The 26,228-nt window shown below is 48.5% G+C and carries 30 protein-coding genes; 7 read left to right on the top strand and 23 right to left on the bottom strand.

Annotated features, from left to right (window positions below):
• Positions 1-16 precede the first annotated feature (16 nt).
• The 4 genes from WQ57_RS07180 to WQ57_RS07165 form a co-directional block, all read right to left on the bottom strand.
• Positions 17-418 carry a hypothetical protein gene (locus WQ57_RS07180; protein ID WP_046523065.1) on the bottom strand — a complete coding sequence of 134 codons (402 nt, stop codon included), beginning with the start codon at positions 416-418 and terminating at the stop codon, positions 17-19.
• Positions 419-665: 247 nt separating this feature from the next.
• Entirely contained in the window at positions 666-1,544 is an 879-nt protein-coding gene (gene galU / locus WQ57_RS07175; RefSeq protein ID WP_046523064.1) for a UTP--glucose-1-phosphate uridylyltransferase GalU, read from the bottom strand.
• Between the two features lie 285 nt (positions 1,545-1,829).
• Positions 1,830-2,096: an IDEAL domain-containing protein gene (locus tag WQ57_RS07170; RefSeq protein ID WP_046523063.1), complete on the bottom strand. Its 267-nt coding sequence runs from the start codon at positions 2,094-2,096 to the stop codon at positions 1,830-1,832.
• Between the two features lie 368 nt (positions 2,097-2,464).
• Complete coding sequence (locus WQ57_RS07165) at positions 2,465-2,845, bottom strand: hypothetical protein (RefSeq protein WP_156183074.1); 381 nt, start codon at positions 2,843-2,845, stop codon at positions 2,465-2,467.
• Between the two features lie 258 nt (positions 2,846-3,103).
• Between WQ57_RS07165 and WQ57_RS07160 the strand changes: the two genes are divergently transcribed.
• The gene (locus WQ57_RS07160; protein WP_162200606.1) at positions 3,104-3,646 is read left to right on the top strand and encodes a competence protein ComK; all 543 of its coding nucleotides are present in this window, start codon (positions 3,104-3,106) and stop codon (positions 3,644-3,646) included.
• Between the two features lie 117 nt (positions 3,647-3,763).
• Here WQ57_RS07160 and WQ57_RS07155 read toward each other — a convergent pair whose 3' ends face one another.
• Positions 3,764-4,975, bottom strand: coding sequence for a M14 family zinc carboxypeptidase (locus WQ57_RS07155; RefSeq protein ID WP_046523060.1), 1,212 nt, complete (start codon positions 4,973-4,975; stop codon positions 3,764-3,766).
• Positions 4,976-5,228: 253 nt separating this feature from the next.
• Here WQ57_RS07155 and WQ57_RS07150 point away from each other — a divergent pair, with 253 nt between their 5' ends.
• Positions 5,229-6,563, top strand: coding sequence for an alpha/beta hydrolase (locus WQ57_RS07150; protein ID WP_046523059.1), 1,335 nt, complete (start codon positions 5,229-5,231; stop codon positions 6,561-6,563).
• A gap of 41 nt (positions 6,564-6,604) precedes the next feature.
• Here the strand turns inward: WQ57_RS07150 and hutG are convergent, their stop codons facing one another.
• Positions 6,605-7,561, bottom strand: a complete 957-nt coding sequence (hutG, locus tag WQ57_RS07145) for a formimidoylglutamase (protein ID WP_046523058.1) — start codon at positions 7,559-7,561, stop codon at positions 6,605-6,607.
• Positions 7,562-7,712: 151 nt separating this feature from the next.
• On the opposite strand from hutG, the gene WQ57_RS07140 reads away from it, so the two are divergent.
• Positions 7,713-7,892: a hypothetical protein gene (locus WQ57_RS07140; RefSeq protein WP_046523057.1), complete on the top strand. Its 180-nt coding sequence runs from the start codon at positions 7,713-7,715 to the stop codon at positions 7,890-7,892.
• 48 nt (positions 7,893-7,940) lie between these two features.
• On the opposite strand, the gene WQ57_RS07135 is transcribed toward WQ57_RS07140, so the two are convergent.
• The 5 genes from WQ57_RS07135 to WQ57_RS07115 form a co-directional block, all read right to left on the bottom strand.
• Entirely contained in the window at positions 7,941-8,270 is a 330-nt protein-coding gene (locus tag WQ57_RS07135) for an antibiotic biosynthesis monooxygenase family protein (RefSeq protein WP_046523124.1), read from the bottom strand.
• A 92-nt stretch (positions 8,271-8,362) separates the two neighbouring features.
• Positions 8,363-9,133: a MerR family transcriptional regulator gene (locus tag WQ57_RS07130; protein ID WP_046523056.1), complete on the bottom strand. Its 771-nt coding sequence runs from the start codon at positions 9,131-9,133 to the stop codon at positions 8,363-8,365.
• Positions 9,134-9,285: 152 nt separating this feature from the next.
• Positions 9,286-9,795, bottom strand: coding sequence for a DoxX family protein (locus WQ57_RS07125; protein ID WP_046523055.1), 510 nt, complete (start codon positions 9,793-9,795; stop codon positions 9,286-9,288).
• A 332-nt stretch (positions 9,796-10,127) separates the two neighbouring features.
• Positions 10,128-11,756, bottom strand: coding sequence for a PAS domain-containing sensor histidine kinase (locus tag WQ57_RS07120; protein WP_046523054.1), 1,629 nt, complete (start codon positions 11,754-11,756; stop codon positions 10,128-10,130).
• Between the two features lie 154 nt (positions 11,757-11,910).
• Positions 11,911-12,420 (bottom strand): DoxX family protein, encoded by a 510-nt coding sequence (locus WQ57_RS07115; RefSeq protein ID WP_046523053.1) that lies wholly within the window; start codon positions 12,418-12,420, stop codon positions 11,911-11,913.
• 277 nt (positions 12,421-12,697) lie between these two features.
• Between WQ57_RS07115 and WQ57_RS07110 the strand changes: the two genes are divergently transcribed.
• Together WQ57_RS07110 and WQ57_RS07105 are read left to right on the top strand one after the other, a co-directional pair.
• Positions 12,698-13,693 (top strand): zinc-binding dehydrogenase, encoded by a 996-nt coding sequence (locus WQ57_RS07110; RefSeq protein ID WP_046523052.1) that lies wholly within the window; start codon positions 12,698-12,700, stop codon positions 13,691-13,693.
• Positions 13,694-13,856: 163 nt separating this feature from the next.
• A complete protein-coding gene (locus WQ57_RS07105; RefSeq protein WP_046523051.1) occupies positions 13,857-15,206 on the top strand; it encodes a glycosyltransferase family 2 protein in 1,350 nt (449 codons plus the stop codon).
• A gap of 39 nt (positions 15,207-15,245) precedes the next feature.
• Here the strand turns inward: WQ57_RS07105 and queF are convergent, their stop codons facing one another.
• The 12 genes from queF to WQ57_RS07045 all read right to left on the bottom strand — a co-directional run bounded on the left by queF (position 15,246) and on the right by WQ57_RS07045 (position 25,224).
• Positions 15,246-15,746, bottom strand: coding sequence for a preQ(1) synthase (gene queF, locus WQ57_RS07100; RefSeq protein WP_046523050.1), 501 nt, complete (start codon positions 15,744-15,746; stop codon positions 15,246-15,248).
• A 249-nt stretch (positions 15,747-15,995) separates the two neighbouring features.
• On the bottom strand, positions 15,996-16,328 hold the full coding sequence (locus WQ57_RS07095) for a hypothetical protein (RefSeq protein ID WP_046523049.1): 333 nt from the start codon (positions 16,326-16,328) through the stop codon (positions 15,996-15,998).
• 76 nt (positions 16,329-16,404) lie between these two features.
• A complete protein-coding gene (locus WQ57_RS07090; protein ID WP_046523048.1) occupies positions 16,405-17,721 on the bottom strand; it encodes a short-chain fatty acid transporter in 1,317 nt (438 codons plus the stop codon).
• A gap of 390 nt (positions 17,722-18,111) precedes the next feature.
• Positions 18,112-18,921, bottom strand: coding sequence for a hypothetical protein (locus WQ57_RS07085; RefSeq protein WP_046523047.1), 810 nt, complete (start codon positions 18,919-18,921; stop codon positions 18,112-18,114).
• Between the two features lie 13 nt (positions 18,922-18,934).
• The gene (locus WQ57_RS07080) at positions 18,935-19,273 is read right to left on the bottom strand and encodes a hypothetical protein (RefSeq protein WP_156183073.1); all 339 of its coding nucleotides are present in this window, start codon (positions 19,271-19,273) and stop codon (positions 18,935-18,937) included.
• A gap of 31 nt (positions 19,274-19,304) precedes the next feature.
• A complete protein-coding gene (locus WQ57_RS07075) occupies positions 19,305-20,513 on the bottom strand; it encodes a type VII secretion target (protein WP_052948667.1) in 1,209 nt (402 codons plus the stop codon).
• A gap of 173 nt (positions 20,514-20,686) precedes the next feature.
• On the bottom strand, positions 20,687-21,061 hold the full coding sequence (locus tag WQ57_RS07070) for a carboxymuconolactone decarboxylase family protein (protein ID WP_046523045.1): 375 nt from the start codon (positions 21,059-21,061) through the stop codon (positions 20,687-20,689).
• Between the two features lie 77 nt (positions 21,062-21,138).
• On the bottom strand, positions 21,139-21,849 hold the full coding sequence (locus tag WQ57_RS07065; RefSeq protein ID WP_046523044.1) for a DUF421 domain-containing protein: 711 nt from the start codon (positions 21,847-21,849) through the stop codon (positions 21,139-21,141).
• A gap of 143 nt (positions 21,850-21,992) precedes the next feature.
• Positions 21,993-22,748 (bottom strand): ABC transporter permease, encoded by a 756-nt coding sequence (locus WQ57_RS07060; protein WP_046523043.1) that lies wholly within the window; start codon positions 22,746-22,748, stop codon positions 21,993-21,995.
• Complete coding sequence (locus WQ57_RS07055; protein ID WP_046523042.1) at positions 22,745-23,476, bottom strand: ABC transporter ATP-binding protein; 732 nt, start codon at positions 23,474-23,476, stop codon at positions 22,745-22,747. The genes WQ57_RS07060 and WQ57_RS07055 overlap by 4 nt, the downstream gene beginning before the upstream one ends.
• A gap of 181 nt (positions 23,477-23,657) precedes the next feature.
• Positions 23,658-24,170 carry a DoxX family protein gene (locus WQ57_RS07050; protein ID WP_046523041.1) on the bottom strand — a complete coding sequence of 171 codons (513 nt, stop codon included), beginning with the start codon at positions 24,168-24,170 and terminating at the stop codon, positions 23,658-23,660.
• A gap of 586 nt (positions 24,171-24,756) precedes the next feature.
• Positions 24,757-25,224, bottom strand: coding sequence for a hypothetical protein (locus WQ57_RS07045; protein ID WP_046523040.1), 468 nt, complete (start codon positions 25,222-25,224; stop codon positions 24,757-24,759).
• A 222-nt stretch (positions 25,225-25,446) separates the two neighbouring features.
• Here WQ57_RS07045 and WQ57_RS07040 point away from each other — a divergent pair, with 222 nt between their 5' ends.
• Both WQ57_RS07040 and WQ57_RS26950 read left to right on the top strand, forming a co-directional pair.
• Entirely contained in the window at positions 25,447-25,935 is a 489-nt protein-coding gene (locus WQ57_RS07040; RefSeq protein ID WP_046523039.1) for a YndM family protein, read from the top strand.
• 3 nt (positions 25,936-25,938) lie between these two features.
• A complete protein-coding gene (locus WQ57_RS26950; RefSeq protein WP_046523038.1) occupies positions 25,939-26,097 on the top strand; it encodes a hypothetical protein in 159 nt (52 codons plus the stop codon).
• Positions 26,098-26,228 lie beyond the last annotated feature (131 nt).

Below are 26,228 nucleotides of genomic sequence, written 5' to 3'. Positions count from 1 at the left end.
CGGGGGTTTTTTGTAATTAAACGGGCAGGTATTTGACAAAATTGCCAAGGCTCTCTTTTAGGCCCGACAATTCTTTTAAACGTGCTGTTAAAAGGTGAAAAGCTGACTCGTTTCCTCCATCCAGCGCTTCGTTGATTTTAAACTGCAAATAGTTAGCTTCAAGGTCCATGTCAAATGGACTGAGCAGCTGGCCCTTGCGGCTGCATTCTTCCAAATCTTTTTCACTGATATAGACGAACCAGTGGTTATTTATGTGTATGAGATAATGCCAGCCTCGGGCGATGGTAAACTTTCTGTTATCAAGGACCTCGATGATATCCCCTTGTTGAAGGGATAGCAAACCGGAATGTCCCCCTCCTGGACATAAACAGTTTATGGGCTGTTCGAAGCTTTCAGCGGCAATATAATGGCCAATCATTTAAGTCTCCTCCTTTGCGATCTGAATCTGCAAACCTTGGTGAGATGTTCTTTTGATAACACTTACTTTAGTTGATAATGATTATCATTATTCATTAGGTATATATTAATTGAAAACGATTATCACTGTCAACAAATCAGGTGACTTTTAACATAATTGTTGAAATTAATAAAAACCGCGCTAAGAGTACACAAAATAGCCAGCTAAGATGGCCTCAGCTGGCTTTTGTGATAGAACTGGTAAAAATTTATTTGCCGTGCTCCTTCAGCTTTTGTTCCATGAATGGCAGCAATTCGTCTCTCAGTTCAAGGTTTTGCAGAGCAAATTCAATCGTGGTTTCGATGAAGCCTTGCTTTTCGCCGACATCATAGCGATTGCCCTCGAACTCATAGGCAAACACGCGCTGGATTTCGTTCAGCTTCTGGATGGCATCGGTCAGCTGGATTTCGTTGCCGGCTCCTGTTTCCTGCTTTTCGAGGAACATAAAAATTTCAGGGGTTAAAATATAACGGCCGATGATCGCCAAATTGGAAGGAGCGGTACCGGGCGCAGGTTTTTCAATGAAATCCTTTACCTGGTAGATTCGCTCAGCGCCGGCAATCGGATCAATGATCCCATAGCGGTGTGTCTCGGTTTCAGGTACTCTTTTCACTGCAAGGACCGAGGAGAAACGCTTGTTGTATTCCGCCATCAGCTGGGAGAGGCAAGGTACTTCCGATTGAACGATGTCATCTCCCAATAGGACGGCAAACGGTTCATTGCCGATGAACTTGCGGGCGCACCAGACCGCGTGGCCCAATCCTTTTGGTTCCTTCTGGCGGATATAATGGATGTCAATCATATTGGAAATGCCCTGGACGGTTTCAAGAAGTTCGTATTTCTGTTTTTCCATCAGATTGTTTTCCAGTTCCATGGCATGGTCGAAATGGTCCTCAATCGCCCTTTTTCCTTTCCCGGTGACAATGATGATGTCTTCAATCCCCGAGGCGACCGCTTCCTCGACTATGTATTGAATGGTCGGCTTGTCGACAATCGGCAGCATCTCTTTCGGCATCGCCTTAGTTGCGGGCAAAAACCTTGTTCCCAGGCCGGCCGCTGGAATGATTGCTTTTCTCACCTTGTGCATCTCTTGCTCCCCCTCTTTGAATGGCATACGTTGATTCCATTTTAGCTTAAAATGGAAGGTTGTGGATACCCTTTGACCAGCCTTAATGAAAATATTGGAAGATGGAGAGCAAATGAAGTGGAGTTTTGCAACTGGACAGTTTGTTTTATAAAGAAAAACGCACTCTTTTGTAAAGAAAGAGTGCGTTTTTCTGAGGTTTCCAGTCATTTAATCAAACGTTTGATTAAAGCCAGGCTGGGTGAGCCGTCCTTCGCTCTTCCGGGCTGCTGTTGCAAGAGTGTTCTACTAGAGATGCTTTTCCCAGCCTTCAGAAGTTAGGGCCATGAACCTTGCTTCATTCTTTTCATCAAGAGCCTTGTCGATTTCCTCTGCACGGCGGGTTTCAAGGAAGCGCTGCTGCACTTGCTGGATAATCTGATTGGCTCCCTTCGTATACCTTGTCCTCTTCTGGGATAAGATCGCCTCGTTTTCATTTTGTACGTTCAAGGCTTCGACAAAAGATGCAATATATTCATCGTGACTATTAGAAAAATCCGGCTTCCAATTATTCATAGTTCTACCCTACTTTCTGTTTTTGTTTTGTCCAAGATTCCAATTCTTATTTGTTCTTTCTTTACCCCGGAAATCCATAAAAATAACAACAAAACGCACAAAATATCTTGCTTCACCCTAGTAAAGGGTGCCTGACCCCCGGCACGGTGATGCGGTAATGCGGGATTTCACCTATGATTTTTAAAAAAATAGGAATAAAATGGCTGGTGAGGAATTTGAGAAAAATGTCGAAGAGTCTTTTGCAGAGGTTGGGAGTTTGTCGGGAAAAACTGAGCCATGGGGTCAGGCACTCTTTAGGGATGCAACTCTTTAGGGCATTAAAATGCTGCAGGGACATAGGCTCCTGCAGCGTTATTTGAGCATTTCTCTTAATGTGTATGTGGGCCTTCAGGTGCTGGTCCTGCATAGGCCCCATTGATGAATACATGCCTTTCTGTCTTTCCATCCGGATTAACAAACGCTGCGCCCACCATCGTGACCGGACCAAATCCAGGCATTTCCGTTTTGATGACTTCGATAGCACCTGCCCCGCTCCATTTAAAGCCCTGAGACAATAGCTCTGCACGCACATTTTTAAACACATCACCGCTGATCAGACCGGCCACAATCTTATTGCGTTCCGCCCCCTGAAGCGGCTTCAGGCTCTCACATTCACATGGCTCTTCTGCAGCGAGCACGGCACTTCCCGGTGCCAAAAATAACAATAGAACCAGCAAACTTCCACATAAAACTGCCAAACTACGCTTCATTTCTTTTCCTCCTTTTTTAATGTCACATCTATCATTCTTCATTCCGGCCAAACTTCCTTCCTGTTCAGCACTTTGTTTCAAAAGTTGCCACATTTAAACAGAAGGCCAGAAGACCAACGCAATACACTTGTTGAATTATGTCGATTTTTCGAATGTTATTCAAGGCCTCTAATGTTGCTGGAAAAAGATGATAGTATTATAGGGAGGCAGTCTACTTAATCGATGGGGACATTTTCTGTCGGGGATAAGGGGTGTGGAATGTACATAAATCAGCGTTATATTATCAGGGACAAACTGTATTTTATGATTGGCTACCGGAAGGCAAATGGGGATTTTATGACCAGGATTGTCGAAGAGAAGCGGGATTTGATTGTTGAACGCCATCCTGAGAATCTTATTGAAGAAACCCTGAATTACTTTGGATTTGATTTGCGCGGAGCGGTTAAATCGGCCGGGACTATTCTTGGGGAACTTAAAATGAGCCCCTTCATTGTGAACCCAAACAACACTGTCTGCCTGTTGCCTGCCAAGTCTCCTATCAGAGGAAGCCTGGTTTATATGAACATACAGCATATTGAAAATATCGAACCATATGGTAAGGGAACCATTGTCATGTGCAGCGGCAACCGTTCCATCATCCTTCCTTCCAGAACAACCCACCTTGTGACAAAAGTCAGCCAAGCCCGGACATTAAGGAGAACCATCATCGAACGAAACAGTGGAATTGAGAGGAAAATAATCTATCGATACTGCAGGGACACGGGAAGATTTATCATCCATAACGATGGCGATCCTGACTAAACCACTCACCTCCAAAGGGCCGGATCCAATCCCGCCCTTTTTTAACGCTTTACCCAATGAAAGAGTGCCTGACCCCCAGCGCTTTAAAGCGCTGGGGGTCAGGCACTCTTCATTCTATTAAAGGGATGGTGCGTAGGCTGTGTTCGGTATCTTGTTGTAGTCGGCTGGATCAAGCTGTTCGACGGAGCCGTCAGTTACGCCATTAATTATTCCGTAAAGTCCGGTTTCGACTGCTTTGACCAGCTGGCCTTTTTTCTTTTGCCCAAGTGTATGGGATTGTCCCCTGACTTCGAACAGAATCGTCCCGCTGCCATTAAGAGCAAAGCTTCCGAGAGCGGTGCCCGGCAGGTCAAGGTTCTGGCTGTACAAGGTGATATTGTTGAACGGCGAGTTTTCGCCCAATGACTGCAATGCATTATAAGCAGCCAGGTTCAGCTGTTTGGAGTAATCCAGATTAAAGTTGTCCTTATACTCCGCATACTTCGCGCCTCTCTCTGTATTAGGATCCGGAACAAAATCGGCTGATAGTGACAGTGTCACAAGATCATCGGTTCCCTCTACATAATATTGTCCCTGATGGTGAAGGTCGATGAATACATCCACTTTGCCAAACTCAGCCTGCAGCGACTTGTACACATCCCTTACTGTCTGGGATTCAGGAGTGATGAACCAGCCTGGTTTACTCGAATCGCCAGGGAAGTCTGAAGCCTTAGGCACATAATTCAGATCCGGGTTGAAATCGCGGTTCACGTCAAACCCTGGACGCTGGGAATAATCCCTTTGCTGCATATTGCTGGAAGTATAATAGTTCCACGCTGGCCGGGAAGCATGCGCCAGCTGAGGGAATGCCTGTACCACTTCTGCCCATGACATATCATTGCCGCGTCGGTCCAGTTCGGACGCATCCGGATTCATTTTCGGCAGGGCGACAAACGTGATTTCCTCACGAATCTTTTTAGCTTCTGGCGAATTGCTTGAGCCAAGGTACTGAAGAATGTTCAGGATGGCCTCCGTGCCTGTCTTTTCATTTCCGTGGATTTCACTCTCAATTAAAATGACTTTGTCACCCGTCCCAACTCTTGCCTGATAAATATCGCGGCCCTGATTGGACTTTCCAACCACTTCAAGCGCCACACGGCCCTGGCTGCTGCTTTCAATCTGCTGCAGCTTCATGACCATTTCAGCATAATTTGTCCAACCCTGGATGGAATACACCTGGTTGGGGTTTGTCAGGTTGCCATTTGGAGAATTGGTCGCCAATGCAGGTGCAGCCAAGCTTGCGCACAATGCCAGCGCACTTACGCCGGCCAGTAATTTTTTACCTTTCATCTGCCTCTTCACTCCTAAACTCTATGTATTCTTTATATAGTTCATTATAAAAACAAGCCTGACTAATTGCCTGATTATTTTGAACTATTTTAATATTTCACTCACCAAGTCTTTCGCCCCACTAAGTATTTATTCTTTTTTTTTCCGAGTTTCGACAAAGTTTCTTGTCAATTTTTGAATGATGATTCATCTTGCAAATAATGTCAGAATATTACACTATTAATCTACAAATAGAAAAAGGAGTGAACCAGATTTGATAAAAAAATCATTTCTCGCTGTAACGCTTGGGGCGTCCTTGCTTATCTCCGCATCCGCAGGCATGGCTTCGTCTAAGCCGGCAGGCAAAGCGCAAAACCAGGCCACCATTCCGTATTATGTCGATGAAGCCAAATTGCCCTTTGACAGCCTGGCGGGCTTTAATACCAAAAGATACTGGGGTATACATAAAGGAGCCGGCTACCGGATTGAAGTACCGGAAAACTGGAACGGGGAGCTGGTTTTATATGCCCATGGGTTCCGCGGCACAGGACTAGAGCTGACCGTCAGCAATCCTGCGAACCTAAGAAAATACCTGCTTGAGAACGGCTTTGCCTGGGCAGCCTCCAGCTACAGCACGAACGGCTATGATGTCGCCCAGGGCGTAAAAGACACGCACGCGCTCGGAGCCCTTTTCAACGGCAAGGTTGCCAAGCCATCACGCACTTATGTGACCGGCCATTCCATGGGCGGCCATATCACAGCCGTGCTGGCTGAGCAATACAGCGGCTCCTATGACGGAGCGATGCCAATGTGCGGCGTCACCGGCGATACAGAGCTGTTCGATTATTTTGCCGACTATAACATGGTAGCCCAGACACTCGCCGGCATTCCGAAAAACCAGCAAAAGACTATCGGGGATGAAGAGTACACTTCCACCATCGTCCCTCAAATCGTCTCAAAACTAGGAATCAATGGAAAGCTCACTCCTGAAGGGGAAAAATTGAAAGCGGTAACCATTAATCTGTCAGGCGGCAAGCGCCCATTGTCCGATACAGCCTTTGATTCTTACAAAAACTTCCTCCTCGGCCAGCTGCGCCCTGATGGAACATACGGCGTCGCCGCTGGCAATGTTGTCAACACGACAGACTCCGTCTACCAGTTCGACGATGACATAAGCACGTTATCAGCTGAGGAGAAAGCCCTGAACGAAGCCGTAACGCGGATCACCAGCGACCCGCAGACAAAGCAGCAAGGCCTGACCGGCGTTCCGAAGGTCAACGGCACACATAAAATACCGATGGTGTCACTTCACAACATTGGCGACCTGTTCGTTCCATTTCATATGCAGCAGTTGCATGCACAGCGAACAGCAGCAAATGGAAGTGAAGACCTGCTTGTCACCCGCGTCATCCGGGATGTTGCCCACTGCGGGTTCAATTCCCAGGAAGAAAGCGAAGGCTTTGCCGACCTGATCAAATGGGTCGCTGAAGGCAAAAAGCCGGCCGGCGATGATATCCTGGATCCTGCCGCAGTTGCCGACGAACATTTCGGCACGCAGTTCACCCGCGGCTACCGCCCTTACGATCCGGAAAGCACTCATACCCACTAAAAATTAAAAGCCCCATTCATTCACGAACGGGGCTCTTCCGGCTACTTCCATGCCATCATAAACTCATGAACCAGCCGTGCCGCAAGCGAAGCGGTACGATTCTGCTCATCGAGGTCGGGATTGACCTCGCAAACATCGAACGATAGCAGCTTGCTGTTCCCGGCAAGCGTCCGGATCAGTTCGCGGACTGTCTTGGGCTCAAGCCCGAATGGCGACGGCGCACTCACCCCCGGCGCATAGGCCGATGAGATTGCATCCGTGCACAAGGTGAGAACCAGGGCATCATGTCCGGAAGCAAATTCCTCCAGCTGCCCCATGGCCTTCTCCATTCCGCATGGGAGCAAATCCTCTTCCAGCACGTACGCCACTCCATGCTTTTTTGCCTCTGCAAACAAAGCGGCTGTATTGCCCTGTTTCTGGATCCCGGCTACAAAATAGCCAGCCCGGGAATCGGTGTCCAATACCTGTTTAAACATCGTGCCAGAAGATGGCTGTTCATCATAAGGCCGCATGTCAAAATGGGCGTCAATGTTGACGAGACCAAGGCGTGCACTTCCGCCAGCCGCCTGCCTTGCTCCAAGGTAATGGCCGTAAAATGTTTCATGGCCGCCGCCGAGGATGATGGGGATTACATTTTTACCGAGCATGAAGGAAACAGCATTCCCAAGCTCGGCCTGGGCAGCCTCCATTTCCGTCCCTTCGCAGAGGATATCGCCAAAATCATAAACCTCCGCACCCTCTGACAGATGCCAAGGCAGGTTGGCGAGCGCTTTCCTGATTGCCCCAGGGCCTTTCGCCGCCCCTGGCACTCCCTTGTTCCTCCTGACTCCCTCATCGCATCTGAAGCCGATAAGCCCGAATACCGGCCCCGGGCCATCCTGTTTCTTCAGTTCCGCTAGCGGCGTCAGCTTGACTATTTGGTGAAGGCGAAAACCTAACCTATCACTCTCTGAATCTACTCTTCCCTGCCAGCAAACGGCATTATGCTGGACCCGCATGGCAGCACCCCCTTTTTAAAAATTATACAGATACAGCCACCTGCTGTTAAACACCCATTTTCAAATTATGTCCTGCCTGTCCCCAATTTTTCGGAACAAAAACAAGACCTCCTGTATACACTGATATAAAGGTGTTAAAGGAGTGGTAATCATGCTGCTTGAATTAACGCTTTATCTCCTCATTGGTTTCATGGGCCTGTTTCTCAGCAAGGCCAACTCGCGCAGGGAGATCAAGAATGGCATCGTCTTCGTAGCTTTCTGGCCGTACTTTTTTCTGTTGAAATATGTGGAGTTCACCGATAACGCCAAGCGCAACAGCCGAAATAGATAAAAGCAGAAAAAAGCACCTTCCTTCAACGGACGGTGCTCTTTCCATTTGCTATTTTTGTCCGGCAGGAGCAGTTTTAACGGCCGCTACTTCATAAACGGCGCCTTCGGAATGGACAAGGTATTCCGGCTTTGGCTTGCCTAGCTTCGCTTTATGGGCGGCGATATGGGCATCGCTTTTTTCCCATTGCTTCCAGTGGGCCTCTGACTCCCAGCGGGTGAGTACAACGACTTCCTCTTCGCCGCGGCGGACCTTTTTTACCATGACGGTGCTGTCGATGAAGCCTTCCTGCTTCTCAACAAGGCCTTCCCCGCCAAATCTTTGGACCACCTGCCCGGCGTTCCCCTCGGTTACTACCATTTTTCGCATTTGCACAAACATAATCAATCCGCTCCTCCTGGATGGTTTTTCTTTTCTCTAATCCAAGTGTAATTGATATTGATTATCATTACCAGCGATTTTTAAAAATAGCTCTATCCCCGTTGGCCCATGCCCGTATAAATGAGGATCGCATCCCGCAAGAACTTGGCGGTGCCAGGCTGATCCTTATCATAGTAGGCAGTAAACCGTTCGTCGGCGACATACATTTCCGCCAGGCCGGCGTGGGCTTCCTTGCTGTACTGGTCCCAGTAAAAGGTGAGCCATTGTTTGTGCAGCTCTGCCGCCTTTTGGGCAAGCTCCCCTGACGGATCACCGGCAGCAAACGCCTGGGCGAGCGTTTCATTCAGCTGCATCTCAAGCTCAGCCACTTTCCTGTACTCTTCCTCGCTCATGTTCATCAGTTTTGCGTTCGACTTGTTGACGGCGTCTTCCCCGTATTTTTCCCGAATCTCTTTTCCGTACTTTTTCTCGTTTTCCTCCATCATTTTATTTTTGAATCCGTTGAATTTTTCTTTATCGTTCATAGTGCTTCTCCCCTCTTTCTGTTCAATCGTATTGTTCACATTTTCAATCAGAGCGTCCAGCTGCGCGCGCTTTTCCAGAAGCTTTTGGCGATGCTCCCTCAATGCTTGTGCCGCATCAAAGGAAGGCGCCGTTATAATCGCCTTAATATCCTCCAGTGCCAACCCTAGTTCCCGATAAAACAGGATCTGCTGAAGCATGTCGACCTCATTAACCCCGTAAATCCGGTATCCTGACGAATTAATCCTTGCCGGCTCCAGGAGGCCAATTTCATCATAGTACCTGAGCGTCCGGGTGCTGACGCCCGCAAGCCTTGCCAGCTGCTGCACAGTATATTCCATGGTGTTCACCCCTCTCATAAAAAAACGATACACCTTTACGCAGCGTAAAGGTCAACTATATTTTCGGCCTAATTTTAATAAAATAAAAAAACTCCGCCAACAAGGGGCGGAGCTCAATCTATAGGGGAGGGGCAGAACACTGTGCGGGATGGTTACGCAGACTTGCCTGCTGCGATTCCTTTCTTGTTGAATGTTTTGCGCATGAACGGGACCACCCAGCGGTCCAGGCCGTAAACACCTGCATTGTAGCCGGCAAACAGGATGATGCCGCCAAGGAAGATATCCGTTGGGTTATGGGAGACAGTTCCGGCAAGGAAGAACGAGAAGTTCATTAAAAGGCCGAAGAACGCAGCGGCAGTGGTCAGGCAGCCAAGAATCAGGCCAAGGCCGATAAGGAACTCGCCAAGCGGCACAATGAAGTTGAACAGCTCGACATTTGGCAGCGCGATGCCTTCAAGGAAGGATACATACCAGCTGTAGACCATATTGCCATCTGGACCTTTTACCGGATTGGCCACCGCATTTTGCAGATATCCTGAAGCATCGAATCCTCCTGTCAGTTTTCCCCAGCCGGCTGTCATCCACGCAAAGCCTAGATACAGACGAATCACAGTCAGAATACCAGCGGCAATTTTGTTTTCCCTTAAAAATGTTGCGAACATAAAGATCGCTTCCCTTCGTTTTATAAGATGTTTGATTACACTATCAATATATCAATTTTAACTGTAAAAATACTGCCAAAGTGACAAAGTTCACAGTTTGTTAATAACATCTTGACAGAAATATGGCGAAGGGAAGCACGCCGTGTCCACACTGCTTTTAATCAGGCCATAAGGCCGCATGAACACTGTTTTTTGCCAAACATCAGCGAGTAGGCAGCCGGAAATTCAGTGTTCACCTCCTTTTTTTATAAGCGTATTTAAACCTTTATCCCCGCAGACCTGCTCACCATCACTCCGCACAAAAAAACCGGAACATCCTGTTCCGGTTTCCGTCACTCACCCTCAGCTGCAAGCGGCAGGGTGATGTCTATCCTTGTTCCTTGCTGAAGCTTGCTTTTATAGGCAATGCTTCCGTTATGCTGCTTGATGATTTTATGGCAGATCATCAGCCCGAGGCCCGTCCCTTTTTCCTTCAGCGTATAAAAAGGCTCCCCGATGCGGTGGAGCAGATTTTCCGGTATTCCGCATCCCTGGTCCTGAACAGAGATCAGCGCTTCCCCTTCGGCCGACTTCCTTGCCGCAACATCAATCCTGCCGCCATCAGGCATGGCCTCGATCGCATTTTTAAAAATATTGACAAACACCTGCATGATCTGGTTCTTTTCGCATGTGATGAAGATGGGGCTTCTATCGGAATCAAAATGGAACTGGATATTATGCAGATGTGCCTGCGGGGACAAAAGTCCGATTGTTTTTTCAATCAGCTCCTGGATATCAGTCGTCGTCATTTGGACCGCCTGCGGTTTCCCCAGGGAAAGCAGTTCACTCGTAATTGTCTCGATCCGCTCCAGTTCGCTGAGAAGAAGCTCATTGTAGGAGTTGGAGCCATTTTCCCACCTTTGCAGCTGGACAAAGCCTTTGATGGTTGTCAGGGGGTTACGAATTTCATGCGCAACACCCGCGGCAAGCTCGCCGACGATGGAAAGCTTCTCGGATTTGAGGAGGGCTTCCTCTGCTTTTTTCCGTTCGGAAATATCACGGCTGATGAAGACAATATGCTCAACTTCCCCGTTTTCCCCTTTCACCGGCATGCAGCGGGACTCAAATTCAATCCAGCGGCCATCTTTATGGTGCAGCCGGAATTCGGCAGACTGGAATGTTTCCGCCGCAAACATCTTTTCCATCTTTCGGCGGAATGCACCGGCGTCGTCTGGATGGATGATTTCCAAAAGCTCCATCTTTTCCAATTGGGCAGAAGGGTATCCTAAAAGTGACTGGTGCGAAGGGGAATAGTAGCTAATGTTCTGGTGCTTATCCACTACCAGGATCAGATCGGAAGTGTTTTCGGCAATCAGCCGGTATTTCGCTTCACTCTCCTCCACCATTTTGTACATTTCGGACAATTTTGAATTGAAACGGTATAGCTTCATATAAGATTCGATCAGCAATGTTCCCAATACCACTCCAAGCAAAACAAACAAAACGTATTGAACGTGAAAAAACACATTATCTGGAACAATCTGATATACCCGAGTGATAATCACATAAATCACTGTATAAGCGGCGAATGTCACTGCGGTCCTTTTGACTGGCGTCATTTTTTTGGCAAGGAACCAAATGGCCGTAAAGCTAAGCATGATAACTACCCATGCTGTGACCGCCGGCACCCAGTTGCTCGCCACCATAAGCCTGGCAGCAAGGGCGACAGTGCCTGTAATCAGGCCGCCCACAGGGCCTAAATAGGAAAAAACAAGCAGAACCGGTGCATAGCGCAAATCATAGGAATAGCCACCATACTGGATGGTTAACAATACCAGGATCCAGGCAACCATGCCGGCATACAAGCCAATCCACACAGGAAACAGGGGGAGCGGCCTGTGGTCGACAAACGAACGGACGACCAGCGGAATGCTGACCAATAGCGCAAATATGGAAAGATTAATGAAATATTCTACCAGCAAACCCCAACCACCCAATCCTTCTGCAAATTCATGCCTTTCTTTTCATCATAAACCAGTGATTGCACTATTTCCATAATTACCAGGTTTTTTATACCATAAAAACATCCTGCAGGAAATTTCCTGCAGGATGTCTCTTGTCTTCATATGATGGAATCTATACTGCTTTGCCTGCTGCAGCGGCTTTCTTGTTGAATGTTTTGCGCATGAACGGTACCACCCAGCGGTCAAGGCCATAAACGCCTGCGTTGTAGCCGGCAAACAGGATGATGCCGCCAAGGAAGATGTCTGTTGGGTTATGGGATACTGTTCCAGCCAGGAAGAAAGAGAAGTTCATTACTAGCCCGAAGAACATGGCAGCTGTTGTCAGGCAGCCGAGAATCAGGCCAAGGCCGACAAGGAATTCACCAAGCGGAACAAGGAAGTTGAATAGCTCGACGTTTGGCAGCGCGATGCCTTCCAGGAAGGATACGTACCAGCCGTAGACCATATTGCCATCAGGGCCTTTTACCGGATTGGCTACCGCGTTCTGGAGAAAGCCTGATGCATCAAAACCGCCTGTCAATTTTCCCCATCCTGCCGTCATCCATGCATAGCCAAGATACAAACGAATTACAGTCAGAATACCAGCGGCAATTTTGTTTTCCCTTAAAAATGTTGCGAACATGAAGATCGCTTCCTTTCGTTTATAAATGATGTATTAAGTACACTTTCAATATATCAGACTCTCATGTAAAAAAACTGCCAATGTGACATAGTTCACAGTTTGTTAAAAACATCTTGACAGAAATATGACAGAAACCTGCAGAAAGGATGCATTCCTTTCTGCAGACGCTCACTCCCCTGGCTGATCGCTTACGTTCTATCTGAACAATTAGGGGGAAAATTGGTACAATAGGTGTGTTCGGACATGCAGACGAATCTTGTTAATTGGAGGGATTGGATTGAAAGCATTGGTTCATGAGGGAAAAGCCGGCCTGGAAGGGCTGTCATACCGTGATATGCCCGCAGCGGAGCCTGGCACGGGCGAAGTAAGGGTCAAACTGAAAACAGCGGGGTTGAATCACCGCGACCTTTTTGTGGTGCATCGCCATAAACCGGAAGATCCGCAACTGATCATTGGGTCGGATGGTGCCGGAATCATTGATGCCATTGGCGAAGGCGTGGTCGGAATCGAGGTTGGCGACGAAGTCATCCTGAACCCGGGCCTGGGCTGGAAGGAAAACAGCGATGCCCCTCCTGCAGGCTTTGAGATCATCGGGCTGCCCGGCCATGGCACGTTTGCAGGACAAATCAATGTTCCGATTGACAATGTGGAACTCAAGCCTGGCCATCTTTCCTGGGAAGAAGCCGGCGTCCTGTCACTAGCCGCTTTGACCGCGTACCGGGCGCTGTTTACAAAAGGGAAAGTCAAGGAAGGCATGCATGTGCTGATTCCCGGCATTGGCGGCGGGGTAGCCACTTTTCTTCTGCAGTTTGCCAAGGCTGCGGGGGCAAAAGTATATGTCACCTCGCGTTCCGCTGAAAAGTGCGAAAGCGCCCTGCAATTGGGAGCAGACCAGGCGCTCGACAGCAATGAGGATTGGGAGCAGGCCCTTGGAGGCCAAAAAGTGGACCTGGTGATTGAGTCGGTGGGTGCTGCGACTTTCAACAAATCTCTGAAACAGCTTCGCCCCGGGGGCACACTCGTCACATTCGGATCCTCGACCGGGGATAGTGTAGACTTTAACCTGCGCGAGTTTTTCTATGGACAATTCACGATGCATGGCTCGACAATGGGCAGCAAGGAAGAATACAGGGAAATGCTGCAGTTCATTGATAAACACCGGATTAAACCTATTGTTGACACTATGTACACACTGGAACAATTTGAAGAAGCATTCAAGAGGCTGGAAGAAGCGAAACAGCTTGGGAAGATCGGATTTTACATTCCTGAATGAGACGTAAAGGACCTGCTGCATGGCGGGTCCCTTTTCTTTTGATTTCTGTTGGATTTTGGGCTTTTTTTCCATATAAAATGACAATGATTGGGTCCACCCATATAGTATAATAGGACTATACATATTGTTTTTTTATGGAAACCAAGTTTGATGGAGGTGCAGCATGCTGCCCAATTTATCGCCTGTCCGGCATGAAGAACGCAATTACAGCAAATCTTATATCACGGTAACGAAAAAATTCTGGATCAGCCATGCATTTGCACTTATATGGACAGCTTTCTCCATCTATTTGTCGGTTCCATGGCTTGACTCCCTCTCGTCTGTCGTCCCCTGGATCGCCGCCCTTCTCATCATTGGCGGGATCGCCTATATTCCAGGCTATATGAATGCCTTTCTCTTGTCGAGCCTGCTGCTGGACAGGCAGCCCAAGTATAAGAATGAGCGCCCTGCCGACCGGGTCACCGTCCTTATCGCTGCCTATAATGAAGAGAAAGGGATTTTCAACACCTTGAGATATGTTGCAGGCCAGGATTATTCTTCCCGTCTGAAGGTAATAGTGATCGATAATGATTCCACGGACTCAACAACTGAGGAAGTGCTGCGGGCCAAAGAGGAATTGCGGCTCGACATCCAGCTACTGAAGGAAAAAAGGAAGGGAAAGTTCCACGCCCTGAACAAAGGGCTGCGGCATGTCCGCACTCCCTATCTGATCACGCTGGACGCCGACACCCTGCTCCACCCTTCCGCCATCCGGTATATGGTCGCGAGGCTCCAAAGCAGCCCTGATGATGTTTGTGCCGTGGCCGGGTCGATGCTCGTCCGCAACAGCCGGGAATCGATATGGACAAGAATTCAGGAGTGGGAATATTTCCTCGGCATTGCCTCGGTCAAACGGCTGCAGGGATTGTATCAGGGGACCCTTGTCGCCCAGGGGGCCTTCAGCCTTTATAAAACAAGCTATATCAGGGAAATCCAAGGCTGGCCTGACGCCATCGGCGAAGATATTGTCCTTACATGGAGGCTTCTGGGTAAAGGATGGAAGGTCTATTTTGAACCGCTTGCTGCGGCCTTCACCGACACCCCCGTCACCCTCCGCCAGCTCATCAGGCAGCGTTCGCGCTGGGCCCGGGGTATGATCGAGGGACTGAAGGAGATCAAGCCATGGAAACAGCCTCAGATTTATACAAAATACCTGACCGGAATCAATTTTGTCATGCCCTATCTGGATGTGGTGTATACCTTCTTCTGGATTCCCGGCCTCATACTGGCGCTTTTCGGCATCTTTTGGATCGTGGGGCCAATGACGCTGTTCGTCCTGCCGTTGACCCTGGTAAGCTACGGGCTTCTCTACAGGTACCAAAAGCGCTATGTTTTTGAAAACTTGCAGCTTCATATCCGTAAAAACAAGCTTGGTTTCCTCCTGTACATCCTGTTTTACCAGATGATCATGTCCCCGGTTTCTGTTTTGGGGTATATGCAGGAGTTGTTTCAGCTGAAGCGGGTTTGGAAATAGAATATAAAAAGTGTCCCGGACAGTTCCGGGACACTTTTTTTAGCGGTTATCCACTTTTTCAGGGTAGAGGTCGTGGTTCATCAACCGGTGCAGGGCCATTTCTTCAAACTTGGTGCCAGGCTTTCCATAGTTGCACCATGGATCAATTGAAATGCCGCCTCTTGGCGTGAATTTGCCCCAAACCTCGATGTAGCGCGGGTCGAGCAGCTTGATCAGGTCATTCATGATGATGTTCACGCAGTCTTCATGGAAGTCACCATGGTTCCGAAAGCTGAACAGGTACAGCTTCAGGGACTTGCTTTCGACAATCTTTTTATCAGGAATATATGAAATATACATCGTCGCGAAATCCGGCTGGTTGGTCAGCGGGCAAAGGCTCGTGAACTCGGGGCAATTGAACTTGACGAAATAGTCGCGTTCCGGATGCATATTATCGACAGACTCGAGAACCTCAGGGGCATATTGGAAAGCATATTGGGTATTTTGATTTCCTAGTAGTGTTAAATCTTTCAATCCTTGTTCATGGCTGCGGCCAGACATAGAAAAAACCTCCATTTATCCTTCGCTGCCTTCACAGGTAGAGACATAGCCAACCATAGCGAAGAAAAAAGCCATGTCCTGTATGGACATGGCGGCATCGTCATGGACCATAGTTTTTTATAGAGGGTTTGAAAGCTATGAACCTCTCCCGCCAAAGCACGGGTATTGTTATCTTTTCTATCATAATGAACCTGAGGGGCGCCGTCAACCGTTAAATAAAGCCTGGTCTGAGGAGGCCGCTGTTGCATCCTAAGGTGACAGCTGGCGTTCTTTTGCAGCGCGGGCCTCTGCTTCGGCCCGCGCTTTTGCCGCTGCGGCTGCTGCTGCTTCTTCTTCCCGCTTGATTTCATAGGCGGTCGCCTGGATGGTCGAGCCCAATGAGTCAAGTTCGCGGGAAAGAACCCCTATTTCCTGGTTGATGCTGTCGAGCGCCCTTTGTACATGCATGATTTCTTCTGCCTGCCAGCCGCTGGTCAAACTGCTTTTTACATGGACGAGAGCGCTTTTAATCCCCTGGAGCGCCTCAGCCTGCTCCCTTAGTTTGGCCGCCTGCGAAGCGGCTTGCGTAACATTGATTCCCATGTGATCACCTTCATCTTAAACTATTAACATATTTTAACATTGATTGAAGGAAGATGATACAGATTCGCTATCGTTTTTACAGAAACAATAAACCCAGTGAAATCACGGTGCCGGTAATCAGCAGGGTGAGCACGCAGAAACCCATGATATCCTTTGCCTTCAATCCGGCAATCGCCAGCGCCGGCAAGGCCCAGAATGGCTGGATCAGATTCGTCCAGGCGTCGCCATAAGCCACGGCCATCGCTGTTTTCGGGATGGAGACGCCGAGCGTCTGGGCCGCTTCCAGCATGACCGGTGCCTGCACCGCCCACTGTCCTCCGCCTGAAGGAACGAAGAAGTTGACAAGGCCCGCACTTAAAAACGTAAAGAACGGGAAGGTAAACTGGTTAGAGACCGAAACGAACGCCTCGGACATTACGGCTGCCAATCCGGATGCTGTCATCATCCCCATGATGCCTGCGTAGAAAGGGAATTGGATAATGATGCCGCTGGCTCCCTTGACTGCATTCGTAACCGCTTCCAGGAAAGCCTTAGGCGTGCCGTGAAACAAAATGCCGAGTGTCAGGAACAGGAAGTTGACGATATCCAGATTCAGCTTAAATCCGTTGCTCGTAAAATAGTAAAATAGGAAAACCAGGCCGAACAGCCCAATCAGCATCGACAGGACCATACTGTTCTCAAGCCTTTCCGCAGGTGTCATGGCGACTTTATGCTCAATGGCAGCGGCTGCCTCGTCCAGCAAGGACGGATCGACCGTGACCGTTTCCTCTTTCGATGGCATCATCAGCCGGTTGATGATTGGCAAAACGACAAACAGAGCGGCAAGGATGGCCAGGTTGAAGCCTGCGAAAATCGTCTGGTCGGTGGAGATGACGCCAATCATATCCTGGGAAAAGTGTCCCTCGGTGGCGATGGTCAATGGAATGGAGCCTGAAATCCCGCCATGCCAGACAACAAACCCTGAGTAAGCGCTTGCAATCAGGAGCCGGTAATCGACATTTTTAACCCTCTTGGCCAGCTCTTTCGCGAATAAGGCCCCGATGACCAATCCAAACCCCCAGTTGATCAAACTGGCAGTGGTGGAGACGATGGTCACAATGATGATGGCCTGCCCAGGTGACTTCGCTGTCGAGGCAAGGGCTCCAAGACCTCTTTTAAAAATGGCCGAACTCGCCAGGACATGACCTGTCACCAGCACAAGGACCATCTGCATCGCAAACAACAGCAAGCTCCAAAAGTCGCTTCCCCAATGCTGCACCATCTGGTACGGTCCATTATCGGTGAAAAGAAGCCCAAGGCCGAACACGACAAAAGTAAGGATAATGACAAATAAGAACGGGTCCGGCAAGTACCGTTGCATCAGCCGGTTGAAAAAAGAAACAAGAATCTTCATGTTTATTCCTCCCTTTTTTAATACATTATATTGGCTTTGCTGTGCCACATATTACTGTGCAGGTGTTTTACTGCGAAATGCCAGTGGTTAGGACTGTTTTGGGATCGCTTACAAAAAAGTGGTGGGTGTTTACGATAAAGGGATAGGTACTTACGACAAAACGCTCGGTCTTACGACAGTGTTCTAGCTACTCACGACAAAGGGTCTCGCTCACGACAAAGTTTAGGTTCTTTACGACAATCTTCCTGGTGCTTACGACAAAGGAATAGCAGCTTACGACAATTCGGAATGACTTACGACAAAATGCCCAGTCCTTACGACAAAGTTCAAAACACTAACGCCCACCATTCTGACTGGTCCATGGGAGCCTGGTGCACCAGGCTCTTTTGCTTATCGCTGCACCCCGGCCCTCTCGGCAATGAAGCCGACGCCATCGAGAAGTTTATGCCACTCCTCAAGGGTTTCCAGCTTGACTTTCACCGGCGTGTCCGGATGGTTAGTGTATTCCACTGTCCAGATGCCATTGTGGGACGGCAGGAAAAACAGGATGTTTTCCAGCAGCGGGTTCGCATCCACATCGGGATTATGGAAAAACGAGATATTGTACAGCGTCCATTGCTGCTTGTCCAGAGCCGCAAGAAACTGTTCAAAGCTTTCCTTTTCATCCGGCGTAAAGCTGCTTTTTTTCCAGACCTTTTTTACATTTTTCGCATCGCTCAGCAGGTCGAATGCCTGGTCACTGAGGGAGAAAGAGGCTTCTCCTCCTGTTCCGTGATGCGTAAACTGATAATAATCCTTAATCATCCCGGGGATTTCAGCCTGGTCAATATAGGCAAATTCATGGATCACATTCTTGACCACCAGGTTGGACAGCCAGGTGCTGCCATCGATATGGTGGATCATAAGAAGATGCTGCTGCGGAAGATTCGAACAGCGGATCATATACTTTGAATGGATGAAAGACTGTACAAACTGAATCATCTCGTCACTGAGAGGCGTTTCCTCCCGTGCATCCCGCTCGTCATCCCAGATTCCCTTCAGCATCAGCTGGTGGGCGGTCGCATCCATGATCGCCTCCCACTCCCTGGTGCTTCGTTTTCCCATCGAGTTCTCCGCAATCCCTTTCGCCATGCCGGGATAGCCGCAAAGCGTCACCAGCAGGGCCAGTTCTTCTGTAGTGCAGGAAAGAACAGGTTTCATCAACATCACTCCTTTATAAAAATAGGAAATTCAAAACGGCCTCAATTGCCAGGAATGCCAGAATCGCTGCGATTCCGCCAACAATCAGCACGCCAAGCAGGGCGAGCCTGCGCACCAGCCAGTTGTACTTCCTGAATTTCTTGTAAAAATAAGGACCGAACCCAAAGAGAAAAGCCATTAGAAAATTAATGATCTTCTGCAAGGCGTTTTGAGGATTTTCCCATGTTCCCCAATCGTAATAATCAACGATTACACTGCCCAGCACCAGAACAGTCAGGGCATAGCCCCATTGAAACGCCCACCACAGGCCGATAAAATCCAAAAAATAAGTAACAAACTCCTCCATACTCACAGCCAGTTCTCCACCTTCTTAAAATCTCTTTCTAGTTAAACCAGCTTTTCACTGATTTAAAGCCGCTTTCAATCCCCTTGCCGATTTTCCCACCAAGGTCTTTGGCGGCGTCTCCAATCTGCGAGCTGAAAACCGCCCCAGCAAGCCCGCCGGCAGCCCCGCCAACAACTACACCAATCGGGCCGCCAATCGCGCCGCCTATCAGGGCGCCGGCCTTCGCCCCTGCTCCAATCGCCGCCACATCGGCAACAACTCCGCCAGTTGCTCTCCCGAATCTTTCAGGTCGGCTCAAATGGGCGTTTTTGGGGTCGGCATATTCGGCGACACCAGCCCCAGCGGTAATCACTCCTCCAATAATTGGAATCCCCCTCCCAACCTTGGTAAAGCCTTTCGCTTCTGCCACCGTGCTGGTTACTTCTTTAGCCCCCATTGTTATTCTTTTCTGAAACGAGCCAGCTAGCGTCGTTCCTTTCATCGTCGTTGCATTCTTCGGGAATCCGGCGGCATGCTTTAACACGGCAGCAGGATTGGTATAGGATGCGACAAAGTTTCGCACCGCTTTTCCAACGGGATTGGTTGTTTGCGAGCGGGCGGCATTGTAAAGAAAACGGGCTGTCTTCGAGCTGTACCCGCCTCTGCTCGTCCAAGAGGAATGGGCAGAGACTGAAAACTTATAACCGCCTTTGATACGATTCCACCAGTTCGGCTTCCCGCCGATATAGTTGATTCCAAGCTTGCGCGTCATCATCAAGGCTGTGGCCACGGAAGCCGCCTGCGAAGCAATCAGCGCTTTGTCAAAGCCGCTGATTTGTTCATTAATCTGATGAAAATATTTAAAAATGCCGTACAGACTTCCAGAGTCATTCTTGGATGGACGGTCTGGCGATGATAATTCCTCGTTTCCCTTTTTGCCATTGCCTGGCTGCTGCACACCCGCCGAATTCCATTTCGCCACCAGGTCATGGGCCCTTCTGTTGAGATGTTCATCCGCTGTTGTATACTTGTTCATCGCAAGGTCAATGAATTGGTGAAGTTGGTTCACCTTTGTTTGGAGCTGGTCCATGGAATGGACAGCCCGGGACATCCTAATCCCAATGTTGTGGCGGCTCTGGATGGTACCGGACACCGCATTTTTCAGAGAAACAGTCTGGCTGGCCACGCTTGTCAGCTTGCCAGCTTCCTGTTTAATATGAGAATTTGCGCTCCTGACTAGAGCCGGTTTTATATGTATGCGGGACACATCGGCGCCTCCTCTTTTATTTACTGAACAAATAAAAGGTTTTACACTGTCGTTAACTTTTTAACCACACTATTTTACCATGCGAGGCTGGAAAGGGAGGAAAATTATGTGAAATTGGGTCTTCATACCTATATCAATGCATAAAAAAGAGGCCTTCCCGCAGGCCTCTTTTCTTATTGCTTATACTGATTCAAATCGGAAATGCAGTCCTGGACAAGGGTCACAGCCTGGCTCATGGCGGCTCCTCCGCCGAAGGCCGCGGTCACACCAATCGCTTCTAGGATTTCTTCCTCTGATGCTCCCTGGTCAAGGCAGCCTTTTGTATGGTAAATAATGCAGTATTCATCCTGGGAATATACAGAGATGCCAAGGGCAATCAGCTGCTTTTCCTTTTTGGAGAGCCGCCCTTCTTTAAAGCAAGCTTCCGTAAACGCATTGAAATGATGCGCAATTTCAGGCATCTTTTGTGTAAAGGTGCCTAATCCCATTTTAAAATCAAGCAGGGCGGCCTCTGTCTCATTTTGAGGCTCATGTTCGTAATGTTCCATCTCATCACAGCTCCATTCCGGAAAATTTCATGGTTAGTATGAGTCATTGTGCTAAAAGTATACTCCCGGATTGAGCTTCAATGATATATCGGCGGCACATCCTTTTTCACCGCCCCTTTCATGGTGATGTTCAAGTCACCGGCCGTGCTTATGCCTGCATAAAACACAGCTGTCTCAGCGGCTGCCCACTGGTCAGCCAACTGCTGCCTGACCCACTGATCACTTTTCCCGAGCTTCTTGATAGCATCCTGCTGGAGTTCCCCGTCCAGGATGACCGGGATTTCATACTGTGTAGCGTCAGGTTCTTTCCCAATATGGGAGAGTGTGACTCTTTGTTTATCAGGGACAAGGTTCACGGACATTCTGCCATTTGCCTCAATAATGGCCAAGTCCACATCCTTCATGGCAAAGACATCTTTTTCCCGGAGCATTTGCAGGACATTATCAATGGAGTAATTGATTTTTTTAAGATTTTTGACCAGCAGTTCTCCTTTGTAGATCACAACGGTCGGCTCGAACGTGACAAGCCGGCCAAATTTCCTGTATCTCATTTTCAAAAAAATGATCAGCTTCTGCAAAAGGGCGATCGCAATCATTGCCACCACCGTATGGATATGGTTGATGGCAGGGTCAGCGATATCAGCGCCTACCACCGCGCCCATCACAAGCACAACGAGAAAATCAAAAACAGGGAGTTCGCCAATCGAGCGTTTGCCCATATACAACCCTAAAAAAAGTAAGAATGGAAGAATCGTGATGATCCTCCCGATTACTTTTATGCTGTCCATGAGTATGTCTATGCTGTATCCCTCCCGAAACTTTGCTGGAAATACCCGCCTCTGCTTACCCTCTTTGTCCCGGTCCTTTATCACTGCTCTGGTTCGTGCGCTGAAGGCAGTTCCTCGTTCTATTGTTTGATAGAAAGATTAATTTATTCACTTTTCCGGACAAGCTGCATGCGGTCATTGAAGAGTGTCGGATACGAGAGAAAGCCGAGCATGATGCTTGTAACAGCTGCATTCGTTAAAAGCAGGAACAGAATGAGCAGCTGGAATTGCACCGCCTGGATCGGGTCGGCTCCGGCGATGATCTGGCCGCTCATCATTCCCGGGAGCTGGACAAGGCCAACGGTTTTCTGGCTTTCGATGGTTGGGATCATGCTTGCTTTGATGGCGGCAATCAGCTGGCTGTGGATGGCCTGTTTCGGCGTGCCGCCGAGCGATAGGATCAATTCTGTCTGGTCCTGGTGATTTTCCATCTCGGCTGTGAACCGGTTGAGAAATAATATGGAAAGCACCATCGAGTTTCCGATGACCATTCCGCTGATGGAAATGATGTATTGCGCAGTCGGCGGGGTAATGCCGAAGCCAATCAGAATGCCCTGGGTCAAAATTTCAATAAAGATTAGGGTGATAGCAATCTTCCAGGTGATCCCTTTGATGGCCGCTCCCTTTTTGCGCGCATTTTGAGTTGCGGCGCCGATCATGATGGCTACCATGAGGAAGATAAATAAATAACTTTCCGAATCGAATACAAACTGCAGCACATAGCCGATAAGAAGCAGCTGGATGATGGAACGGACCGTAGCAATTATGGTGTCCCTTTCCAGGCCAAGCTGGAAGGTTTTTGACAACAGCAGCGGAATCAGTACGAAAATAAGAGTCAGTGCCAGCGAAAAATAGCTCATGCTTCTTCCCCCTTTACAAATTTCCGTACTTTTTCATTCACGGGGTCTTTCAGCAAGTCGCTTTCACCGGTCTCGATGACCTCGCCTTCCATCATCACCCATGTATAATCCGCGACCTTCAATGCCTGCTGGAGGTTATGGGTAATCCAGATGATGGTTGTGCCGTATTTGGTGTTGATTTTTACGATCAATTCCTCAATTTCCTTCGTTGATGTGCGGTCAAGGGACGAGGTGATTTCATCCAGCAGCAGGATTTCCGGATGATTCACAAGGGTGCGGGCAATCGAGACCTTTTGGCGCTGGCCGCCGGAAAGGTCTTTTACATTGCGGCCGAGGAAGCCTTGATTCAGCCCCACATCATCGAGCAGGCTCGCCGCCTCTTTTTCTTCCAGTTTCTTTCCCTGCAGCTGAAACGGAAGGTGAAGGTTCTCCATGACGGTTCCGCCCACCATCGGAGCGCTTTGCAGGGCAATCCCGACCTGGCGCCTGAGCTCGACAGGGTCGTAGCTTCCAATCGGTTTATTTTTAATGAAGATTTCTCCTGCGTCAGGAGAAATCAAGCCATTGCAAAGCTTAAGCAGGGTCGTCTTTCCCGCTCCGGAAGGGCCGACCAGCGTGGTGATCCGGCCTTGCGGAAACGACCCGGTAACCCTTTTTAAAATGTGGGTGTTTCCAGCGTGGAAATCCACCTGCTGGAAATGGATGGCCGGATTATAGGTTTTCTGCATTTTTTCACTTCCTTATAAAATAAACACTCTCTATTCCTTCATTCTAATTTTCACCGTGGGCCGCTGCAACAAACCAGCTTATTGCCCTGCGCGCTTATAGTGCAAAAAAGCCTGCCAGGAGAGGGGGGCTCCTTGACAGGCATTTTTTATCTATTGGTTTAAGGAAGTTTTAAATTGTGTTTTAAGCAGCTTTTCCTGCGGATACAGGAGCTTTCTTGTTGAACTTTTTGTTCATGAACGGCACGATACAGCGGTCAAGACCGTAGCGGCCTGCATTATAGCCAGCAAACAGGATGATGGCGCCAAGGAAAATGTCTGTTGGGTTATGGGACACGGTTCCGGCAAGGAAGAAAGAGAAGTTCATCACAAGGCCGAAGAACGCGGCTGCCGTTGTCAGGGCGCCAAGGATCAGGCCTAGGCCTACAAGGAACTCTCCAAGCGGAACAAGAAAGTTGAAAAGATCAATGTTTGGAAGCGCGAAGCTTTCCAGGAAGTTGACGTACCAGCCATAAACCGCGTTTCCGTCTGGGCCGGTGACTGGATTGGCAATGGCGTTTTTGAGAAAGCCTGAAGCGTCAAATCCTCCGGTCAGTTTGCCCCAGCCAGCTGTCATCCAGGCAAAGCCGAGGAATAATCGAATGGCAAGAAGGATACCAGCAGCAATTTTGTTTTCCCTTAAAAATGTTGCGAACATAAGGATCGCTTCCTTTCGGTTGAATGATTTAGTAATGATTACACTGTAAATATACCAGATTGTTGGATGGTTGGGTGTTGTTTGTGAACTTGTTCACAATTTGTTAAAAAGATTATGGCGAAGGTGTGAACAATGGATATGGTGGAAACTATTGAATGTCTTAGGATGCGACATTATTCCTAGTGCAGAGCGCGAAATTAGTCGAAAAGTAATGGGACCTTTTTAGTAGATAAATAGTCATAATATTCCACTTTTTGTTACAATGGGTATAGACAATTTTTTACAAACAGGAGGAAATGGACATGCCCCTGATTCATATGAAAGAAATTTATACCCCTTTAAGGTTCTTAGGAGTTAAATTATTCAGGTCCAAAGAAGGACAAATCTATGTAAAAATCGGCAGCAAGCCCCGAAAACGCCTATTTGGAAACAAACAGGACGTTTCCTACTAACTCATCCAAATGACCCAGCAACAAAAACAAAAAAACTGCAGGCCTCAAAAAGGCCCTGCAGCGGGGTCAGGCACCCTTTATCCCATCACCGCACCGCGGGTCAGGCACTCTTTACCCCTTCACCGTAAGTGGGGTCAGGCACCGTTTAGTGCTGTGGTGTGGTGATGGAGTTTTGTTTTGTAGAGTTGGGTGGAGTGATGGTAGATGGTGTTGAAGAGGTCCTGGTTGATGCCGGCTGTTAGTGTGCGGGCGTTCTCCCAGGCGTTTTCTTCGATTCTCAAGGCAATTTCCGTGCGTTCAAGTTCATCTGTGCTTTTTGAAAGCTGGTAGGAAAGAAGGTCCAGTTCGGCATCTTCCGCGTGTCCAACTTCATGGGCAAAGACAACGGTTAAGTATTCATCCAAACAATCGAGCGTTGAAAACAGGTGCAGGCACTGCTTCTTGATTTCGTCAAGATACAGGGTGACAGTATGGGTTGCGAGGCTGTACTTGCCTCCCACCATCCGGGCCCCCGGAAAAGAGTCTTCCAGCTTAACATACACATCACTGCCTGACCGGAGCAATAGATCATTCACCAATTTTTGTACATGTAATAAATCCAATTATTCCCTACCCCTAAACATGTTTTTAAAAACTATTATAGTTTATGCAGCATTAAAGATAAACAGCATCTCAAAAAGTTTTGATATTGTCAATCCCCTCTCCTGGTTATGGTAAAATTCGGAATCCTCCCGCACCCTGCATGTTTTCCTTCCCGTAATAGCAACTTAAGTACAAGAGACACGGCCGCGGCTTAGGAATGCGGCGAACTGGAGGGAATCAGATTGAAGCATGTTTGGGCGTTATTGATTAAGTTTGCAATAGTCGGAACGGTCCTTTTCTCGCTTTATGGCATTTTTAATGATGTCTCGCTAACATCCATCCTGTTCCTTGCCCTGGTGACCACTGGTGTTGCCTATGTAGCCGGAGACTTGTATATTTACCCGAAATTCGGGAACCCGGTTGCCATACTGGCCGATTTTGGGCTTGTGCTGATCATGCTTTGGGCGCTGAGTTATGTGGTGATGGCCCAAATCGCCATTACCCCTTTTACCGCTGCGTTCTTTTCAGCTTTGGCCATCACGGCCACAGAGCCGCTTTTCCACGTATATGTCAGGGATCATGTTTTAAGCCGCAACTCTGATAGCTATATACCCGGCGTTTACAAGACCGACTTTTCGACAGAGTTGGCCGAAGAGCAGCCAATGATTAACCAAAAAGCCAAAGACAGCAAGCAGGGAAGCAATGACCCCAAAAATTCCGGAGGTGGATGACAAATGCCAAGAGGCAAGGAACTGGAGCAGCTCCCGATGGCAAATACACTGCCAGGCATGGGCCAGGACAGAAGCAAAATGGACCGGGAAGTACTCGGCACCATCACGACAGGAGTGCGCCCGCAGCCCGCGAAGGCTGGGGACAGCAGGAAACAATCATGATTAAAGAAACCATCACCGCTAAATGCCGATGATGGTTTCTTTATTTAAAGGATCCGTTCTTCCATTTTAGAAATGGAGTCCTTCCGTAAAATTCTTTATTTCGCCACGATTTAAACACTATTCTCCACTTA

This window comes from Mesobacillus campisalis, assembly GCF_000986785.1.
In the GTDB taxonomy this organism is placed as follows: domain Bacteria; phylum Bacillota; class Bacilli; order Bacillales; family Cytobacillaceae; genus Mesobacillus_B; species Mesobacillus_B campisalis.
Note: the sequence above shows the minus strand (reverse complement) of the source record. Positions and strands in the feature narration are given on the sequence as shown.

Coding starts and splice junctions, on each gene's coding strand:
- WQ57_RS07055 (WP_046523042.1), bottom strand. CDS start 23,476: ATGCAGAAAACCTATAATCCGGCCATCCATTTCCAGCAGGTGGATTTC.
- WQ57_RS07165 (WP_156183074.1), bottom strand. CDS start 2,845: ATGAAGCGTAGTTTGGCAGTTTTATGTGGAAGTTTGCTGGTTCTATTG.
- WQ57_RS07155 (WP_046523060.1), bottom strand. CDS start 4,975: ATGAAAGGTAAAAAATTACTGGCCGGCGTAAGTGCGCTGGCATTGTGC.
- WQ57_RS07070 (WP_046523045.1), bottom strand. CDS start 21,061: ATGGAACATTACGAACATGAGCCTCAAAATGAGACAGAGGCCGCCCTG.
- WQ57_RS07095 (WP_046523049.1), bottom strand. CDS start 16,328: ATGGGAATCAATGTTACGCAAGCCGCTTCGCAGGCGGCCAAACTAAGG.
- WQ57_RS07115 (WP_046523053.1), bottom strand. CDS start 12,420: ATGTTCGCAACATTTTTAAGGGAAAACAAAATTGCCGCTGGTATTCTG.
- WQ57_RS07085 (WP_046523047.1), bottom strand. CDS start 18,921: ATGAAACCTGTTCTTTCCTGCACTACAGAAGAACTGGCCCTGCTGGTG.
- WQ57_RS07130 (WP_046523056.1), bottom strand. CDS start 9,133: ATGGAATATACTGTGCAGCAGCTGGCAAGGCTTGCGGGCGTCAGCACC.
- galU (WP_046523064.1), bottom strand. CDS start 1,544: ATGCACAAGGTGAGAAAAGCAATCATTCCAGCGGCCGGCCTGGGAACA.
- WQ57_RS26950 (WP_046523038.1), top strand. CDS start 25,939: ATGCCAAGAGGCAAGGAACTGGAGCAGCTCCCGATGGCAAATACACTG.
- WQ57_RS07060 (WP_046523043.1), bottom strand. CDS start 22,748: ATGAGCTATTTTTCGCTGGCACTGACTCTTATTTTCGTACTGATTCCG.
- WQ57_RS07170 (WP_046523063.1), bottom strand. CDS start 2,096: ATGAATAATTGGAAGCCGGATTTTTCTAATAGTCACGATGAATATATT.
- WQ57_RS07160 (WP_162200606.1), top strand. CDS start 3,104: ATGTACATAAATCAGCGTTATATTATCAGGGACAAACTGTATTTTATG.
- WQ57_RS07050 (WP_046523041.1), bottom strand. CDS start 24,170: ATGTTCGCAACATTTTTAAGGGAAAACAAAATTGCTGCTGGTATCCTT.
- WQ57_RS07140 (WP_046523057.1), top strand. CDS start 7,713: ATGCTGCTTGAATTAACGCTTTATCTCCTCATTGGTTTCATGGGCCTG.
- queF (WP_046523050.1), bottom strand. CDS start 15,746: ATGTCTGGCCGCAGCCATGAACAAGGATTGAAAGATTTAACACTACTA.
- WQ57_RS07180 (WP_046523065.1), bottom strand. CDS start 418: ATGATTGGCCATTATATTGCCGCTGAAAGCTTCGAACAGCCCATAAAC.
- WQ57_RS07105 (WP_046523051.1), top strand. CDS start 13,857: ATGCTGCCCAATTTATCGCCTGTCCGGCATGAAGAACGCAATTACAGC.
- hutG (WP_046523058.1), bottom strand. CDS start 7,561: ATGCGGGTCCAGCATAATGCCGTTTGCTGGCAGGGAAGAGTAGATTCA.
- WQ57_RS07090 (WP_046523048.1), bottom strand. CDS start 17,721: ATGAAGATTCTTGTTTCTTTTTTCAACCGGCTGATGCAACGGTACTTG.
- WQ57_RS07135 (WP_046523124.1), bottom strand. CDS start 8,270: ATGTTTGTGCAAATGCGAAAAATGGTAGTAACCGAGGGGAACGCCGGG.
- WQ57_RS07065 (WP_046523044.1), bottom strand. CDS start 21,849: ATGGACAGCATAAAAGTAATCGGGAGGATCATCACGATTCTTCCATTC.
- WQ57_RS07125 (WP_046523055.1), bottom strand. CDS start 9,795: ATGTTCGCAACATTTTTAAGGGAAAACAAAATTGCCGCTGGTATTCTG.